Source organism: Streptomyces sp. NPDC058691 (assembly GCF_042714775.1).
In the GTDB taxonomy this organism is placed as follows: Bacteria; Actinomycetota; Actinomycetes; order Streptomycetales; family Streptomycetaceae; genus Actinacidiphila.
The window spans coordinates 1-17809 of sequence record NZ_JBHXSO010000100.1 but is presented as its reverse complement, the minus strand read 5'-3'; the positions used below and the strand labels follow the sequence as shown (position 1 = coordinate 17809).

The following is a 17809-nucleotide window of genomic DNA, read 5'->3' as shown; positions in this document are numbered from 1 at the left end:
GCGTCGACCTCGACGCCCAGGGCGGTGCCGGGGACGATCCGGGTGCGGCGCAGCAGTCCGTAGTCGAGCGGGAGCCCGGCAGCCTGGGCGGCGTCACACCTCGCCGGGCACCGCTGGACGGTCAACGATCAGCAGCGGTGCCGCTGTTCGCGGACACGCGCGAAGTCCTCGTCCCAGTCCATCGAGAGGCCTTCCGTACCGGCGGGAACGGCTCGGAGCGTCTCTTCGAGCCAGGCGCCCAGGACGTCGACAGGGCCCGCCAGGAGTGCCATGCCGGCCGGTCCCTGGAGAAGCATCCAGAGGCTGTCCCCGCCATGGGTCCGGCACGGCGGCCAGATGCGCACGTCACCGCGACCACTGGGCCGGTGCAGCCCCTCCAGCAGCAGGTCGCGCGAGAGCACCCACACGACGGTGCCGCCGGCGTCGTTGGAGAACGCGACGCGCACCTCCAGGGGCCGGGCGCGGTCGTAGCGGAAGCTGGCATGGATCGGCAGTGACTCGTGCAGGGACACGTGCCGCCACATCGTGAGGGAGAGCTCCTCGCAGTCCTGTTCTTCGTCACGTACGTTGCCGCCGGGTTCGTTGTGCGAGCGGGCCATGCGCTTCCCTTTCTGTACTGATCTGCGCCGGGGCGGGTGAGGGGAGCCCGGCGCGGCGTGCGGGTGTGCCCCGCGTGCCGCGCCGGGCAGCCGGAAACCTGGTCAGATGGCCGGGTTCTTCAGGCTCCGCCGCTGGTGGACGACGATGTAGCCGAGCAGTGCGTAGCCGCACAGGTGGCCCGCGGAACGTGCCAGTCTGTGGCGCGAAGTGCCACGGGACCGGTGGTGGTGGGAAGGCGCCTCGGCGGACGCCGCCTTCGTCCCGGCGACCATCGCGAGGGCGTCCCGCAGCAGGTCTTCGAGTTCGGCGGCCGGCTCGAGGAACCTGCCGGTGCGCTTCTTCGTGAATCGAGCTCCGTCGTGCATGGGGTGCTTTTCATCTCCGTGTGGTGCGGGTGGTCCTGAGAAGGAGGAGCAGGCCGGTCCCTCGGGTCTCTCGGCGAAGCGGCCGTCATCAAGCTCCTGACGCGGCCGGTGTCAGCCGGTGATGAAGAGGTCGTCGCGGACGTCGTAGACGCCTCGGGCCATCCAGGCCGCCCCGATCACGGCGTCGTGCTCCGCCCACGTGCGGACATGGCCGGTGAGGACGACCGTGTTCCCATTGGTGGTGACGTCCACCTCGCTGTCGTCGAGGATCAGCGCGTTGCGGTCCAGCGCGTCGGACACCAGCACGGTGACGTCGACCGGGTCGGCGTCATCGGAGATCCCGATCTTGTTCTTGATGCCGCGGACGCCCGTGAGTGCGGACACCGCCTGCTCCGCCGCCTGCCGCTCCGAGCCGTACCGGACAACGCCGGTCAGCGTCAGGTTGCCGTTGGAGGCGGAAGCCTCGACACCGAGCGGCACGGCGATGTTCATCAGCAGCGCGTTGTTCGCCACGGCGGCGAGGGTCTCGTCGTCGCGCTCGTGCGCGGCCGGCAGAACCACTTCCAGGTTGTTGTGGACCTTGGTGACGCCGGCCACCCGACGCGCGGCGGCGGCGGCCTCCAGGTACTGCAGGTAGCTCGGGACGGTGCCGGTGATCCGCACTTCACCGCTCAGGTTGTGAACGGTGATGTCCGTCGCGTCCACCAGCGGGTCGAAGATGAGTTCCGCCTCGACCGACTCGCGAATGTCCTTGGTCTTGCTCATCAGGGGATCCTTCCGTTCCGGTGTGAGCGGCGTATTTCCGCTCTGCCGGCAGTCCACCGCAGAACCCCGGTGCGAGTAAAAGCGATGCGGACGATTCTGGTATCGGTCCGCGCTATGGATTGCGCGACATCGGCGGGGCAGCGATCAAGGCAGCGATATCCTCGGCGGTTTCGAAAAGTACCTGCTGCAATTCACGGGAGAGCTCCGCGCTCCACACCAGACCGGCGGTGGCGGTCAGCGGGGACCGCTCGACGCGAACGGGCACCAAATCGTGCCGGCCCGCGTCCGCCGTCGGCTGCGGATCGATCCCCACGGGACGGCACGGCCCCGTCAGGACGGCGCTCGGCCGGCTCCCGGTCGCGGCGAAGGCCAGTGTCATGGGCAGCGACTGCCAGAACGGCGGGTCGGTGAAGTCGAAGGACGGGGTGCTCGTCCGCAGCACCGAGCGCCATGCCTCGTACGTGCCGGGGTCGGCGTGACGGGGACCGTGGATGACGTGCATGCGGGCGAGTTCGTCCAGGCCGACGCCTCCCTTCACCGCCGCCGGGTGCCGTGCCGGAATCCAGACATCGGGTTCGAAGGACGCGATGTCCATCACGTCGAGGGGGTCCGGCAGCGTGCAGTTCGCCGGGCTCAGCCAGCCCAGGGCGGCGTCGGCCCGCCGCTGGAGGATCGAGGAGAAGTCCGCGTCCAGCGCCCTCTCCGACCAGGTCACGTCCACCTCTGGGGCGGCGGAGCGCAGCCGCGAGACGGTCTCCGCGGCGAGCGTGGGCGGCAACTGCGGCTGGACGACGAAACGCAGGCGCGACCGGCCCAGCCCCGCCGCCTGCCGGGTCCTGCTGACGCCGTGATCGACCATGGAGAGAACGGCCCGGGACTCCTCCAGCAATATGGTGCCGGCTTCGGTCAGCCGAACTCCTTCACGCCGGCGCTGCAACAAAGGCGTGCCGACGAATTCCTCAAGGCGCCGGATCTGCTGACTTAGTGTCGGCTGCCCGACGTACATTCGCTCCGCGGCCTGCGTGAAGGTTCCCGCTTCCGCCACCGCCACGAAATAGCGCAGATGGCGCAGTTCGACACCCTGGGGTGCCGAATTCCCCGAACCGAGCGAGGGGATCGATCCGTTCCCGGCTTTTTCCATGCAGTCCCATCCGGCCACTCGAGAGAAGCGGACTCATGCCATGGTGCCGGGATTCCCGTTGCCGGGCTTGAGTCATCCGACTGCCGTGATGTCCTCACCGGGGGGTGCCGGGCCGTGTCCTGCCTCGGTACATCGTCACAACCGCCCCTTGCAGGCCGAGCCGCTCGGCGATCTCGTCGTCCGGAAGCCGTAGATCGGACAGCTCGGTGATCTTCCTCCACCGCTCGGCGGACGACTCGGGCCAGTCGATCAGGGCGCCCGTCGCCCGCAGTTCCAGTCGTGCCTCGTCACCTCCCGGGAGCGCGCCGATCCGGTCGAAGGTGGACTGCGCCGAGGTCAGCAGCGACCGCGCCAAAGGGACCCGGCCCTGGCGGCGCAGCCAGGAGCCGTACGCCAGATCGAGCTTCGCGCGGGCATAGGGCCACCTGGACAGATCCTGCCGCAGCGCCGCCAGGTAGAAGTCCTCGGCGTCCCCGTCGGGGGCCAGGACCGCACGGGCGTAGGAGAGTTGGACATGCAGAAGCTCCGACGGCGTCACCCGTGCGATCACCTCAAGCTCCACCACCAAATCGTGGGCTTCCTCCCGGTGCCCGGCACGCACGGCCGCGTCCGCGAGGAACATCAGGCTCGCGAAACTGTTCCGCTGGTGGAAGACGGGATCGGCGGGATCGAACAACGCCCGCAACGTCCGGTAGGCGTCCCGGTTCCGCCCTGCCGTCAATGACACCAGTCCACGGGCGAGTTGGAGCACCGACAGAATCAAGTTCCGGCCGCGGGTCTCGTGCAGTTCGGCATCGGTGACCCGCCGCAGTACCTCCTGCGTATCACCGGCGAGCGCATGCAGAAGGACATCGGCCACCTGCGTCGCGGTTGCCCACGCCGGCTGGCCCGTCTCCGCTGCCAGCCGCCTCGCCTCCTCGGCCATGTCGGCCGCCCGCACCAGGTCCCCGAGCAGCACGTGCGTCCACGACTGCGTGGCCAACACCTGCGAAAGAAGTCCCAGCCGGCCCTGCCGACGCAATGTCACCTCGGAGCGGTCCACGAACTCGGCCGCCAGGGTCATGTGCCCCACCGCGTGCGCGGCCAGGCCCAGGACCAGCAGTGCGTCCCCATCGTCGCCCCAAGGCGTCCGGGTCAGTGCCTCGATGATCTGCCGGGCGCGCAGCACCGGTTCCACCCCCGACAGGGCAGCGAGGTGGCGCGGATCGCCCGCCGTCTCGGGCAGCCTGTCAACGCACGCGACCACACGCGCCCGGGCGGCCGACCCGGTGTCGGCCCACCAACATCGCAAGGCAGCCGCCATGAGGATGTCGAGCGCCAGATCGGGATCGGCAGGCGCGGACCGAACGGCGAGGTCGCACAACTCGTTGACCCGCGCAGCACCCTCGGGCGCGTGGTCGAACATCTCGCCGAGCCATTCCATGCGTGCTCGGTCCAGGTCGGTCAGGTCGGTCCGGTCAGCCGACTGCAGCAAAGACTGGACCATGTCGTCCCGGCCCATGCCGAAGGCGTGCCCGGCGGCCATCACCAGCCGGTGTCCGCGCAGCGCCGAGCAACTCGTCAGCTCCGCCGACCGTTCGAGATCATCGATCGCCGAGAACACCGCGCCCCGGCTCAGCGCCTGCGCGGCATTGGCCTCGAGAGCGTCGGCGATCGGGTCGTCGGGACCCACGATGGACTGCGCGCGGTGCCAGGTCCGCCGGTACACATCGTCCAGGGTGTCCGCCAGCGCCCGGTGGGCCGACTGCCGCCGGGCCAGGCTTTCGGCCTGCAGGATTCCCGAACGCATCAGCGGGTGGAGGAAGGCGACCCGGTCCCCTTCCACGCTCACCAGTCCTACCGCCTGCGCGGGGTCGAACACCTCGGCAGTGACCGGCTCGCCGCGCAGTGACGAGGTTCCGAGGAGGATCTCGGCGAGGCTGTCCGCCGGGTCGACGGCCGCGACGAGCAACGCGTCACGGGTCGCCGAGGGCAGTTCGGCACCCCGCCCCGCGAACGCGTTCTCCAGCCGGTCGGACAGGGTCAGCGGGCGCAGAGCGGTGGAGGGCGCGGCCGCCATCGCGATCGGCAATTCGCGCAGCGCCAGCGGATTGCCCAGCGCCTCCCGCTGGATGCGCCGCCGCTCGGCCGGAGAAAGGGCGGGAGCATGAGCCGACAGGATCTGCGCAGCCGCGTCGTCGTCCACGCCCCCGACGGTCAGGACCGGAAAGCCTGCCTGGAGGAACGGGCCCGTATGGCCGCGGCGCATTACGGCGATGATCACCACGGGTCCCGCCACGCGCCGCGCGACGAACGTCAGCGCCTCATGCGACTGCGCGTCCAGCCACTGCACGTCGTCGGCCAGGACCAGCACCGGCCCGTCGTCCGCTACGGCCGCCAGCAGATCCACGACCGCCAGATTGATCAGGAACGGATCCGGCGGCGGCCCCTCGGCCAGGCCGAACGCCGTCAACAACGCCTCCCTCTCGTGCTGCGGAAGCGGTGAAAGGTGATCGAGCACCGGACCGACCATCTGGTGCAGTCCTGCGAACGGAAACGCCGCCTCGCACTCGACACCGGCCAGCCGGAGTACCCGGAGACTCCGGGCCCGTCCCCTGGACTCCGCCTCATGCAGCAGCGACGACTTGCCGATACCCGGGTCCCCGAGCATCAGCAGCACCGCACCCCGCGGCGGCCTCCGTTCGATGAGACTCGCCAGAGCGGCGACCTCCCGCTCTCTTCCGACCAGCATCGCCATACCCATGGAATCCCTCCTGAACTCCCCGTACGGCCACGCTAATCACTCCACCCCCTCGGCGGCTTGCGTCGTTTGACGGATTCCTTCGACACCTGCGGCAGTGCGGCGAACGCCGGTGGCGGCACCGCTCGCGGCCGGTTCCAGCAGCTTCAGCAGTGGCACCAGCTCACTGCGCGAGGTGATTCCGAGCTTGGGGAAGGCCCGGTACAGATGTGCCGCGATCGTACGATGCGACAGATGCAGCCGTCCCGCTATCTCCCGGTTGGAGAGGCCTTCGGCGGCCAGCCTGGCGATCAGTGTCTCCTGGGGTGAGAGCAGCTCCTTGACGGACGGAAGCGGGCTGTCGGCCGTTGGGCCTGCGCCGCGGGCCGCCCAGTCGGAGGCTCCGATGAACTCGAAAGCGGTCCGCGCCGAGAGCAGCATCGCGCGCGAACGGGCGGCCTGCCGATGGCGGCGCAGCCACTGTCCGTACGCGTACTCCGTCCGCGCCCTGACCAGCGGCCAGCGGGCCAGGTCCTGGCCCAAGGCGATCATGTACAGTTCCTCGGCCACCGCGTCGGCGGCGAGAACCGCTCGCGCGTACGGCAGCTGAACATGCAGCAGCGGGGCGGGAGTCACGCGTGCCGCTTCCTCCAGGACCGCGAGTATGCGCGCGGCCTCGTAACGGCTGCTGCCGCGATCCGCAGCCATGACTAAGGGCATCACCGCGGCGAAGCCCTGCCACCGCAGGTCCTCGTGCGACTGGTCGAGGAGCGGCTTCAACTCCTGGTACGCCTCGGCGTACCGCCCCTCACCCAGCCGCGCCATGCCCCGGGCCAGCCGTAGCGTCGGGACGAGGTCGGCACGCTGCCATGCCGCCGCCACGGTCTCGGCCAGTTCCACCGCGCGCTCGGGTTGCCCGCGCAATGCGGCGGCGACCGCGTCCGTGCCGGTGAGCGAGGCGATCACGGCCGGCTGCCCGGTCTCGGCGAGGATCCGGCGTGCTTCTTCGGTGACATGGCCGGCCCGCGGCCAGTCCCCGAGCAGCAGCCGGTCGGAGGCTTCGGTGAGGAGTGTCTCCGACAGCAGACCGAGTCGGCCCTGCGCGCGAAGAATGGTCTCCGCTCGGCTGAGCAGGTCGACCGCGCGGACCGGATCGCCGATCGCGTGCGCGGCCATGCCGGACAGCCGTAGGCCATCGGCGTCGGGGAAGTACCACGCCGTCTCGTTCGAAGACAGCCGGTCGAACAGCACCCGGCCGCGGAGCACGGGTTCGGCCAGCGCCAGAGCCGCGATGTGGCGTGGGTCGCCCGTGTCCGTCAGGCGTTCGGCGGCCGCGACGACGGCGGCCCGCGGAACTGCGCCGGCACCGGTCCTGTGAGCACGGATCGCCGAGCTCAGCAGCAGGTCGAGGGCCAGATCGGGATCGCCCGCCGACAGCTCGGCGATATCCGGCACGCCCGTCCGGGTCTCACCTGGCCGCGGGTCCACGTCCGAGACGTCCCGCAACCACCAGGCCTTCGCCCGGTCGGCGTCGCGGAGTTCCAGACGTTCCGCCTCGTCGATCAGGTATCGGGCCAAGCGTGTGCGGCCGAGACCGTACGCATGCTCGGCCGCCTGCAGCAACCGGTGTCCCCGAGTGGCCGGGTCCGTGGTGAGCTGCGCCGATCGCTCGAGCGCCCAGATGGCCGGGACGACTCCGTGACGCCGGAGCAAGGAAGCCTGCGCATCCGCCAGTTCGTCCGCGATCTCGTCGTCGGGGCCGTCGACGGACTGGGCGCGGTGCCAGGTGCGCCGGTCCGGCTGTCCGGCCAGGACCTGCGCCATCGCGGCGTGGGCGGCCTGCCGGCGGGCCGGGGTCTCCGCGTCCAATACGGCGAATCGGACGACGGGATGAGGGAAGCGCAGCATCGTCCTGTCGAGTCGCGTCAACGAGGCCGCGACCGCGCCGTCGAGGACGTCCACCGTGACAGCACGCCCCGCCAGGACGGAGGCGGCGGCCAGGATCTCCGACAGGTCGCCGACATGGTCGACGGCCGCGACCAGCAGGGCGTCCCGGGCCGGAGCCGGCAGCTCGCTGAGCCCGCTCGCGAACGCCCTCGTCAGGGCGGAGTTCACCGGCAGATGGGCCCACGAACCCGATGGTCCCGCCGGGCGCCATGCCGCGGGGAGTTCGACCAGCGCGAGCGGGTTGCCGAGCGCCTCCGCGAGTATCAGCTCCCGAACACAGGCAGGCACCTTGGCCGCATGACGGGCCAGCAGGCTTCGCGCCGAGGGCTCGTCCAGCACCGGCACCTCCAGCACCGGCACCTCCGGCAGGGTCCGTCCCCTGCGGAGTGCCGCGACCATGACGATCGGGTTGCCGCTCGCCCTGCGCGCTATGAACGCCAGCACGTCCCGGGTGGGCCTGTCGAGCCACTGCACGTCGTCGACGATCAGCACCACGGGCTGCTCGGCCGCCCTCATGGTGATCAGGTTGAATGCGGCCAGGGTGACCTTGAAGGTCTCCTGCGGTGACACGGAACCGGTCTCGAGCGCCGCCCGCAGGATCTCGCCCTGCCCCGGAGGCAGGGCGTCCGCCGTGTCGATCACCGGCCGAAGCAACTCGCGCAGACCGCTGAAAGGTGTGTCGTCGAAGCGCCCGGCGACCTCCAGCATCTGCCATCCCGCCGTGCGGGCACCTTCGGCCGCCGCCCGCAACAGCGCGGTCTTGCCTACGCCGGGGCCGCCCTGCAGCGTCACGACGCCACCGGAACCCGGCAGCCTCCCCATGAGTTCCTGGAGGACCCTCAACTGCTCGTCGCGGCCAAGAAGCCCGGCCCCGTCCACGCCTCACCTCAGTCTTCCGGTGCTCCGTGTCTTTTCAGCGGGATCATAGGGAAACCGCGGGAGCGCAGCATGAGCCATGTGACTGTCTCCATGACTGCCAAGCATGAAACGATACAAAATACCACGATACAGGGGGCATGCGACGCACCCGTCAGACGTAGCCGCGCCGCTCCGCCACGCCGAGCGCCGGGGCGCCCAGCGGGACGTTCAGCCAGAACGTGAGCAACCGGTAGACGAGCACCGCCGACGTGGCCGCCCCGGCCGCCACGCCGAGCGTGGTCAGACCGGCGATGAGTCCGGCCTCCAGCGCGCCCAGACCGCCCGGCACCGGGGCCGCGCCGGCGATCAGACGGGCCGCCATGTACGCGGCCCCGACCTGGATGACGGGCAGGTCACCGCCCAGCGCGTGGAGGCTCAGGGCCAGGCCGACGACCTGGATGAGGGGCAGGCCGAGCGCAGCGGTCACACCCACGACGACCTTGGCCGGCTGGGACGCGATCCCGGCGACGGTCGAGCCGGCCGCGCGCAGGAAGGGCCACACCATGTCGCGCAGGAAGCGACGGCCGGGCGGGGTGAGGACCAGCAGGCCCCCGGCCGCGAGCGTCAGGGCGATGCCCCACAGCACAGTCCGGCCCGGGGGCAGATCCGGGGCCACCGCGGTGTGGCTCCGCCCCGCCAGGGCGAAGAAGACGGCGGCGACGACGGCGTTGGAGATCGCACCGGCCAGACTCTGCAGCCCCACGGAAGCCGTGGCGGCCCCCGTCTCGATCCCCGCCTTCTGCAAGTAGCGCAGATTGAGTGCCATTCCGCCGACATTGCCCGGAGTGATCCGGTTCAGGAACGAAGAGGCGAACTGCACCTCGTACGTGGGGCCGAACGTCAGCCTGTCCGGGATGGTGCCCCATTGCAGCCCCGTCGAGAACGCCTGCGAGACGAAGGTGACGGGCACCACCGCCAACACCCACCACCAATTCGCCTCGGCCAGCGCGTCGGCAGCCGCCGGAGCGTTCGCCAACTGCGGGAGCACGAGATGGAGGACCAGAAACGCGCCCGCCAGGCCCAGGGCGCTCTTCCACGTGAAGCGCGCCAGGTGCGCGAGCCGAACCGAAGGCGCGCCACCCGCCGTTTCGACCTCGGCGGCGAGATCTTTCAGCAGATTCGGGCGACCGCCGGCGCGCAGAGTCCGCCGCCCGGCGCTCTTCCGGGCCTCCCGTGCGCGGTCCTGGTCGTACCGGGCGACCGCGCGTCGCGCGGGGCCCATCAGCGCGAGCGGCTGCAGGTAGGGCAGGGCCGTCCCGAGCAGGTCCGGTCCCAGGCCGGCCAGTGCGCACGCGGTGGCGCGCCGGGGGCCGACCCGCACCGCGGTCGTGGCCAGCAGCTCGGCGACGTCGCTGCCGAGCACGGCGGGCGGGGCATTGAGCTGGGCCCGCGCGAACGCCGAGAGCCGGCTCTCACCCCCGGGTTCGACGAGGACGTGCTCCGGGCGCAGTGCCCGGTGTCCCAGCCGGTGCTCCTGGAGGCGGGCCACGGACTTCCACACCCCGATGAGGACCTGGTCGGTCATCTCCTCGTCCGCCAACGCGGACAGCGCACGGGCGTCCTTGTCCACGGTCGTCACCAGCGCGCCGCCTCCGGCCACCGGATACGCCATCACGGGTTCGTCGACCCGGGCCCCGGTGCGTGCCGCGAAGACAAGCATGAGCAGTTCGTGCTCGGCTGCCGCGAGCGGTGACTGGGCGGTCGCGTCGGCCGCGTGGCGCAGAAGCGCCCGCCGGGCGAACCGGTGGAACAGATCACGGTTGTGGTCCTCGGCGGCGAGTACCCGTACCGCCAGCCGGGAACCGGCGGTGGTCTCGGCCCGGAAGAGGGTCCCCTCCCGGGGATTCTGCTCATCCCACGGCAGCTCGCGCAGGGTGGCGACCGGGATTCCGGAGGCGACGAGGGCATCGCCCACCGCACGCGCCGCCGGGCGGTCGGCCGGCGCGCCGGCCAGCAGCAGCACCGCCGACCCGGCCGCGCCACCCACGGCGAACGCGGCGACGGCGTCCAGCGGCACGATCGCGGCGGCGACGACGCTGAACAGAGCACACGCGGCCGTCAGCGACCACAGCGCCCGCCGCCAGCGCGATCCGAGCCACGGGCCCGCCGCGACGACCGCCGCCACACAGACCGCCAGGTACACGGCCGACGGCCAGCCCGCTCGTACCAGACCGTCCCGGCCGGCCAGCACCTCCGGCCACGCGTCGGGTCTGCTGCGCACCAACGCCAGGTGCGTGAGCGACCACGCGGCCAGCGCGCCCAGCGCCGCCGCGGGCACCACGCGCAGGACCGGGTCGAGCCGCCTCCGTACGGACCACACCGTCAGCGCGGCGATCGGCGCGAGCGCGGCGACCACCTGCACCGTCCCCACGAGACCGTCCCGCAGGCCCGGCGGCAGCGCGGTCGCCGTGATGACCAGTCCCTGCTGCACGGTACGGGAGAAATCGCGCGTCGCGACCGCCAGCAGCACGGTCACGACCAACGCGGCCAGGGACACCAGCAACCGCCACAGATCGGCCGCCCTGCGGACGGTCCGCCGCGGCGGAACATCGATCACTGGTGCCGAAGACCCTTCCGGCATGCCGACGGCGTCCGAAGCCAGGTGGAAGCCACCGCTCTCGACCTCTTTGATCACTTCGGCTCCTCGTCGACCGGCCGAAGGCCATGGCTGCGGCAACCCGTTCGGGCGGCACCGATGATCCCGCCGGGACATGACCCGCGCATGCGTCAGATGACTGCATCGCATCATGCAACGGTCCGCCGCGACCTCCGCGACCGCCGCCGGCCCTTCACCCGCGGAGCGACGTGATGAGGTACCGGCCGCAGTCGGATGACCGATCACCGTACGGGCCGGCCACCCCTAGCGTGCGCTGTGGAGAGGACGATCTCGCGCAAGGTCGGGGCACCGGTGCGCATGCCAGATCTCTCCCCGCTTCCCGTCGGTCACGAGACGCCCCTCACCCACGGAGACCCCATGCTCAGCTCGTCCGACGCGCTGCTGTGTCGCAGCCTGCTGACGGTCGCCGTCGGAGTGGTCGCCGAGGCATGGCCCGGCATCACCATCGGTGCGTTCGTCGCCCTGTTCGCGGTCTACGCGTTCATGGGCGCGGCGTTGGACATCGCACGAGCCTTCAGCAGCGGCCGGCTGGGCCCGGTCCACGGCCGGCTGATGCTCGCCCTGCTGTCGGTCGTGGCCGGCGCGGTCGCGTCGGCGTGGCCCGCCATCACCGCGCTCGCCGTGACGATGTGGCTCGGCGCGTGGGCGCTGGGAACGGGTGCCATGGAGATCGCCCTGGCCTTCCCGCGCGGGGAACTGCCGGGCGAGCGCGTGCTGTTCGTGCTGACCGGCCTCATGTCGGTCGCGCTCGCCTTCGTGTTCTTCGCCCAGCCGGACATGGGCGCGGTCTCCCTGGCCACCACCTTCGGGCTGTTCTGCATCTTCCACGGCACCGCGGGCACCGTCGCGTCCCTCCAGGAGCGCAGCCTCGTGAACGACATCGGCGGAGCGCAGTCGGCGCGCAGCTGAGGCCGTGCACCACTGGCACCCCGACCCGCGTCCACAACGACCCCGGCCGGCGAACTCCGCCGGCCGCATTCCCAGGAAGAGTCATCATGAACGACACGCACGTCGCCGCCCCCGGCACCCTGGACGCCTATCGGCGCGTCACCGTGGTCGGAGCCGGGGTGATCGGTTCCTCGTGGACCGCCCTGTTCCTCGCCAAGGGCCTGACCGTCACCGTCACCGACCCCATGCCCGGCGTGGAGCAGCTGGTGCACGAACAGCTGCGGCAGGCCGTTCCCACCCTGCACGCGCTCGGCCTCCCCACCGCCGACCTCGAACGCAACCTGCGCTTCGAGGCCGACCTCGGCAAGGCGGTCGCGGACGCGGACGTCGTGCAGGAGAACGGCCCCGAACGCCTCGACGTCAAGCAGGACCTCTTCGCCCGGATCGAGGGGGCCGCACGTCCCGACGCCCTGCTGCTCAGCTCCACCTCGGGCATTCGCGCCACCGACATCGCACAGGCGCTGAAGCAGCCCGAACGGCTCGTCATCGGGCACCCCTTCAACCCGCCGCACCTCATCCCGCTGGTGGAGGTCGTTCCGGGCGAGAAGACCGACCGGGAAGTGGTCGAGCGCGCCGTCGCCTTCTACACGGCGCTCGGCAAGAAGCCGCAGGTGCTCCGCAAGGAGGTACCCGGATTCGTGGCCAACCGGCTGCAGGCCGCGCTGTTCCGCGAGGCCGTCAACCTCGTCGTGGAGGGCGTGGTGACCGAATCGGAACTCGACGGCATCGTGACCTCCTCCGTGGGACTGCGCTGGGCCGTCGCCGGCCCCTTCCGCAGCTTCCACCTCGGTGGCGGCACCGGCGGCCTGCCGCACTTCCTCGAGCACCTCGGCCCCGGCCTCGAAGGCCTCTGGCGGGACCTCGGCGCGCCGGTGTTCGACGAGGCGACGGTCAGGCTCCTCTCCGGACAAGCGCAGTTCGGCGCGAGCATCGAGGAACTGGAGGCCGCGCGCGACAAGGCACAGATCAAGGTGCTGCAGGCCGTGTCCGAGCCGTCCGCCGCCACCGGCGAGCCCGCACAGCAGCGGGACGCGTCCGAAGCGTGACCCACGCCGGGAATCCGGCTCGATCATGATCCCGCGCGGACGCGGGCGGTCCATGGGCACGGCATGCGCTCACTGGTGATCGTCCCCGTCCGCGCGGCACGCGCCGAGGAGCCCGCGGATAGTACGACGATCAGTCATTTTGCGGAAGCCTCGGCCGACAACCGTTCGACATAGTGCTCTTATCGTTCCGCGCCTTCTCGGTGGATGGCTCACCTGAGGCAGCCCCCGGGTGGTGCGCTCTCAACAAGCACGAACGGGACTTCCATGACCGATCTCCAACCGCCGCGTCGGTATTCCGCCGCCGCCCCCGCGGCCGCTCCGACCCTCGAACGCCTGCTACGGGATGAGGCGGCGCTACTGCGGGTCGTGCGGACGTTCAGCCCGGCCGGCCTGCGGTTCGAAGGGGAGATCGACCTCTGCACCCGGGGTCTGCTGGCCACGACCCTGGACGAGGCGGTCCGGTTCGGGCGGGCCGATCTGCACGTCGATCTGTCAGGCGTCACGTTCATCGACGTCGCCGGAATCCGCACGATGACGACCGTCGCGAAGAATCTCAGCCGCGAGGGCCGTTGTCTGCTGCTGCACGCCACGCCGCCTCTCGCGCGCAAGGTGATGCACATCCTGGGCTGGGACACGACCCCAGGCCTGCGGCACTGCGTCCACGCGACGCTGTAGCGAACCCGTCGTTTCACCGGGGCGAGTCGGCGGTGAAGTAGCGGAAGCGGTCGGATGACCGATCACAACGGGGAAACCACGAATCTAGCCTTCATGGCGAACGCCATGGCCTCAGGCGAGGCCGGGCAGCGCACCATGCATCCCCCCTTCGTGGTCAATCGCGAGGCGGATCCCTCACATGTGGAAGGTCACCATGCTCAGTTCGCCCAACGCACTGCTCTGGCGCGGTCTGCTGGCCGTCGTCATCGGCGTAGTCTCCGTCACCTGGCCCGGCATCACCGTCGGCGCCTTCGTCGTCCTCTTCGCCGTCTACGCGTTCATGAGTGCCGTGACGGACGGTACCCGCGCCTTCGCCAGCGACAAGGTGGGCCCCGTCCTCGGCTGGCTGCTGCTCGCCCTGTTCTCGGTCGCGGCCGGCGTGATCGCCCTGGCGTGGCCCGGCATCACGGCTCTGGCACTCACGATCTGCGTCGCCGCGTGGGCACTCGCGACCGGCGCCATGGAGATCGCCCTGGCCTTCCAGCGCGGCGAGAAGGCCGGCGAGCGGGCTCTGTTCATCCTGACCGGCCTGGTGTCGGTCGTGCTCGCGTTCGTGCTGTTCGTCCGTCCGGACATCGGAGCGGTCTCCCTCGCCAGCGTCTTCGGACTGTTCAGCATGGTCTACGGCGTCTCCGCGCTCTTCGCCTCGTTCGAGGAGCGCCGCCGTCGTGGCGGCGCGAGCCACTCCACGCCGGTCACCGCCTGAGCGGCACGCAGTCACACTTTCGTACGGGCCGGGGTCGGTGGACCCCGGCCCATACGGGCGTACTGGTCGCACGGCCGGTCACGGCACAGTTCCGGAAAGCAAAAAACCCCTGATCAACAGGGGTCTCAGTGGGTAATCCATCGGATTGATCTGGTGTCCGAGGGGGGACTTGAACCCCCACGCCCGATAAAGGGCACTAGCACCTCAAGCTAGCGCGTCTGCCATTCCGCCACCCGGACCGGGTGTCCGACCGCGGGGCATCCCCGCGGCGACCTGGACAACGATACCAAGGATTCGGAGTGGGTTTCACCTGCGTATCCCCTGGGCCGGCGGGGTGTGCGCGGCGGCGCGGGACCGCGGCACCGTACGCCTCCGGCGTGGGCCGGGGGGCGTACGGTGCCGGAGGCCGTGGGCGTCAGGGCTCACGCCGGACGGATCTCGCGCAGGGCGCCACCGCGTGTGTAGAGGAATCCCCGCACCGCCTCGGTGTGGGGCAGTTCCGCGTTGTCGCCGAGGCGGGTCATGCACGCCCGCAGGTCCTCGTCCGGGTCGCTCAAGGCCGGGCAGTCCTCGTGGTGGACCAGCACGATCTCGCGGGTGCCCCCTCGCAGCTGGCTCAGCCGGAGCGAGCGGAGTGTGTCGTCGGTGACACAGCCTCCCGCGTTGCGGATGACATCGGCGTCGCCCGGACGCAGACCGAACATGGTCTCGACGCCGAGCCGGGCGTCCATGCAGGCGACGATGGCGACCCGGGTCTGGGGATCGCGCTTCCTCGGGTCGAGCGGGACCAGGGCGGCCCCGACATCGTGACGGCGGATGAGGAGCTCCTCGGTGCCGGTCATCACAGCAGCCCGCGGACGAGGAGCGCGGTCTCCGAGGGCGTGCTGCCGACGGCGACACCCGCCGCCTCCAGGGCCTCCTTCTTGGCCCGGGCGGTGCCGGCGGAGCCGGAGACGATGGCGCCGGCGTGGCCCATGGTCCTGCCCTCGGGGGCGGTGAAGCCCGCGACATAGCCGACGACGGGCTTGGTGACGAGACGGGAGATGTAGGAGGCGGCCCGCTCCTCGGCGTCGCCGCCGATCTCGCCGATCATCACGATGAGGTCGGTGTCGGGGTCGTCCTGGAAGGCGCGCAGGCAGTCGATGTGCGTGGTGCCGATCACGGGGTCGCCTCCGATGCCGACGGCGGTGGAGAAGCCGAGGTCGCGCAGCTCGTACATCAGCTGGTAGGTGAGGGTGCCGGACTTGGAGACGAGTCCGATGCGTCCGGCCGTGGTGATGTCGGCCGGGATGATGCCCGCGTTGGACTGTCCGGGGCTGATCAGACCGGGGCAGTTGGGGCCGATGACGCGGGTCCCGGCGGCGGTGGCGCGGGCCCGGAAGGCGACGGTGTCGTGGACGGGAACGCCCTCGGTGATGACGACGACCAGGGGGGTCCCCGCGTCGGCCGCCTCGTCGACGGCGGCGCGGACGAAGGGCGGCGGGACGAAGACGACGCTGACGTCCGCGCCCGTGGCGCCGATCGCCTCCTTGACCGACCCGAAGACCGGGACGATGCGCCCGTCGAACTCCACGTGGGTGCCGGCCTTGCGCGGGTTGACGCCGCCGACGACGTCGGTGCCCGAGGCGAGCATGCGCCGGGTGTGCTTCATGCCCTCCGAGCCGGTCATGCCCTGGACGATCACCTTGCTGTTGCGGTCGAGGAAGATGGCCATCGCGATCAGCTCCTTGCGGGCGCGGCGGCCCGCGCGGCCGCGCCGTCCATGGTGTCCAGCTGCTGTACGAGGGGCCCCAGCGACGGCGCGGCGGCGTCGAGGATGGCCCGGCCGCGCTCGGCGTTGTTGCCGTCGAGGCGCACGACGAGGGGCTTGGTGAGGTCGACGAGCCCGAGGGCCCGCACGATGCCGTCGGCGACGGCGTCGCAGGCGGTGATGCCGCCGAAGACGTTGACGAGGACCGAGGTGACGTCGGGGTCGGAGAGGATGACGCCGAGGCCGTCGGCCATGACCTGGGCGGAGGCGCCGCCGCCGATGTCGAGGAAGTTGGCGGGGGCGCCGCCGTGGTGGGCGACCACGTCGAGGGTGCTCATGACGAGGCCCGCGCCGTTGCCGATGACGCCGACCGAGCCGTCGAGCTTGACGTAGTTGAGGCCCTTGGCGCGGGCGGCGGCCTCCAGCGGGTCGCCCTCGCCGGGGGTCTCGTAGGCGGCGTGGGCGGGGTGGCGGAAGCGGGCGTTGGCGTCGAGCGACACCTTGCCGTCGAGGGCGAGGATGCGGCCGTCCTCGGTCCGTACCAGCGGGTTGACCTCGACGAGGAGGGCGTCCTCCTCGGTGAAGACCTCCCACAGCGCCACCAGGACGGGTACGGCCTCGTCCGGCAGGCCGCCGGCGGCGGCGATCTCGCGCGCCTTCTCCTCGGTGACGCCCTCGTCGGCGTCGACGGGGATGCGGGCCAGGGCCCCGGGCCGGGTCGCGGCGACCTCCTCGATGTCCATGCCGCCTTCGGCCGAGGCCATGGCGAGGAACGTGCGCTCCGCGCGGTCGAGCAGGTAGGCGACGTAGAACTCGTCCTGGATGTCGGCGGTCTCGGTGAGCATGACCGTGCCGACGGTGTGCCCCTTGATGTCCATGCCGAGGATCGCGCGGGCCTTGGCCTCCGCGTCCGTGGGGTCGGAGGCCAGTCTCACCCCGCCCGCCTTGCCCCGGCCGCCTGTCTTGACCTGGGCCTTCACCACGACGCGTCCGCCCAGGCGCTCGGCCGCCGCGCGGGCCGCCGCAGGATCGGCCACTACGGCGGAATCGAGCACGGGGACGCCGTGACCTGCGAAGAGCTCCCGTGCTTGGTACTCGAACAGATCCATCGTCAAACGCACCTGCCCTGACTGGAGTCGGCGGAGAATCCGGTGCACACCTCTGGACACCGGCTTGCCGATGAGGGATAAACGTCTGCATACAGTATTCGTCGGCTGTATGCAATGTACAGACTCCTGAACGGAATCACACGAACGACCAGGCACCGGCCCCGAACGGAAGGACCCCAACTCGCCATGAACGAGGGCAACTCCGCACCTGCGAGCAGGGCTCTTGACGGTGTTCGCGTGCTGGACATGACGCATGTGCAGTCGGGTCCGTCGGCGACGCAGTTGCTGGCGTGGCTGGGTGCGGACGTGGTGAAGCTGGAGGCGCCCGGTGGTGACATCACCCGGGGTCAGCTGCGGGATGTGCCCGATGCCGACAGCCTCTACTTCACGATGCTCAACTCCAACAAGCGGAGCATCACGCTGAACACGAAGTCACCGCGGGGCAAGGAGATCCTGACCGAGCT

The 17809-nt window shown here is 70.8% G+C and carries 15 protein-coding genes and 1 tRNA gene; 5 read left to right on the top strand and 11 right to left on the bottom strand.

The window, feature by feature from the left end:
* Positions 1-128 precede the first annotated feature (128 nt).
* From ACFWVC_RS37060 to ACFWVC_RS37030, 7 genes are all read right to left on the bottom strand, one after another.
* The gene (locus tag ACFWVC_RS37060) at positions 129-599 is read right to left on the bottom strand and encodes an SsgA family sporulation/cell division regulator (RefSeq protein WP_384298306.1); all 471 of its coding nucleotides are present in this window, start codon (positions 597-599) and stop codon (positions 129-131) included.
* A 102-nt stretch (positions 600-701) separates the two neighbouring features.
* Positions 702-965, bottom strand: a complete 264-nt coding sequence (locus ACFWVC_RS37055; RefSeq protein ID WP_384298303.1) for a hypothetical protein — start codon at positions 963-965, stop codon at positions 702-704.
* 111 nt (positions 966-1076) lie between these two features.
* Positions 1077-1730, bottom strand: a complete 654-nt coding sequence (locus ACFWVC_RS37050) for a BON domain-containing protein (protein WP_384298300.1) — start codon at positions 1728-1730, stop codon at positions 1077-1079.
* A 112-nt stretch (positions 1731-1842) separates the two neighbouring features.
* Complete coding sequence (locus ACFWVC_RS37045) at positions 1843-2871, bottom strand: LysR family transcriptional regulator (RefSeq protein ID WP_384298296.1); 1029 nt, start codon at positions 2869-2871, stop codon at positions 1843-1845.
* Positions 2872-2965: 94 nt separating this feature from the next.
* On the bottom strand, positions 2966-5614 hold the full coding sequence (locus ACFWVC_RS37040) for an ATP-binding protein (protein WP_384298293.1): 2649 nt from the start codon (positions 5612-5614) through the stop codon (positions 2966-2968).
* A 36-nt stretch (positions 5615-5650) separates the two neighbouring features.
* Entirely contained in the window at positions 5651-8416 is a 2766-nt protein-coding gene (locus ACFWVC_RS37035; RefSeq protein ID WP_384298290.1) for an AAA family ATPase, read from the bottom strand.
* A gap of 151 nt (positions 8417-8567) precedes the next feature.
* Positions 8568-11090: a YbhN family protein gene (locus tag ACFWVC_RS37030; RefSeq protein ID WP_384298287.1), complete on the bottom strand. Its 2523-nt coding sequence runs from the start codon at positions 11088-11090 to the stop codon at positions 8568-8570.
* Between the two features lie 339 nt (positions 11091-11429).
* Between ACFWVC_RS37030 and ACFWVC_RS37025 the strand changes: the two genes are divergently transcribed.
* From ACFWVC_RS37025 to ACFWVC_RS37010, 4 genes are all read left to right on the top strand, one after another.
* Positions 11430-11981 (top strand): HdeD family acid-resistance protein, encoded by a 552-nt coding sequence (locus ACFWVC_RS37025; RefSeq protein ID WP_384298283.1) that lies wholly within the window; start codon positions 11430-11432, stop codon positions 11979-11981.
* An 86-nt stretch (positions 11982-12067) separates the two neighbouring features.
* Positions 12068-13066 carry a 3-hydroxyacyl-CoA dehydrogenase NAD-binding domain-containing protein gene (locus tag ACFWVC_RS37020; protein WP_384298280.1) on the top strand — a complete coding sequence of 333 codons (999 nt, stop codon included), beginning with the start codon at positions 12068-12070 and terminating at the stop codon, positions 13064-13066.
* 264 nt (positions 13067-13330) lie between these two features.
* A complete protein-coding gene (locus tag ACFWVC_RS37015; protein ID WP_384298277.1) occupies positions 13331-13741 on the top strand; it encodes an STAS domain-containing protein in 411 nt (136 codons plus the stop codon).
* Positions 13742-13919: 178 nt separating this feature from the next.
* Positions 13920-14486, top strand: coding sequence for an HdeD family acid-resistance protein (locus ACFWVC_RS37010; RefSeq protein WP_384298274.1), 567 nt, complete (start codon positions 13920-13922; stop codon positions 14484-14486).
* Between the two features lie 151 nt (positions 14487-14637).
* Here ACFWVC_RS37010 and ACFWVC_RS37005 read toward each other — a convergent pair.
* From ACFWVC_RS37005 to sucC, 4 genes are all read right to left on the bottom strand, one after another.
* Positions 14638-14725: transfer RNA gene (locus tag ACFWVC_RS37005), tRNA-Leu, on the bottom strand.
* A 183-nt stretch (positions 14726-14908) separates the two neighbouring features.
* A complete protein-coding gene (locus tag ACFWVC_RS37000; protein ID WP_384298271.1) occupies positions 14909-15328 on the bottom strand; it encodes a carbonic anhydrase in 420 nt (139 codons plus the stop codon).
* Positions 15328-16200: a succinate--CoA ligase subunit alpha gene (gene sucD, locus ACFWVC_RS36995; protein WP_384298268.1), complete on the bottom strand. Its 873-nt coding sequence runs from the start codon at positions 16198-16200 to the stop codon at positions 15328-15330. Before sucD ends, ACFWVC_RS37000 begins: the two co-directional genes overlap by 1 nt.
* Before the next feature lie 5 nt (positions 16201-16205).
* On the bottom strand, positions 16206-17345 hold the full coding sequence (gene sucC, locus ACFWVC_RS36990) for an ADP-forming succinate--CoA ligase subunit beta (protein WP_384298265.1): 1140 nt from the start codon (positions 17343-17345) through the stop codon (positions 16206-16208).
* Positions 17346-17531: 186 nt separating this feature from the next.
* Here sucC and ACFWVC_RS36985 point away from each other — a divergent pair.
* On the top strand, positions 17532-17809 hold a 278-nt coding region (locus ACFWVC_RS36985), incomplete at its 3' end, for a CoA transferase (protein ID WP_384298262.1).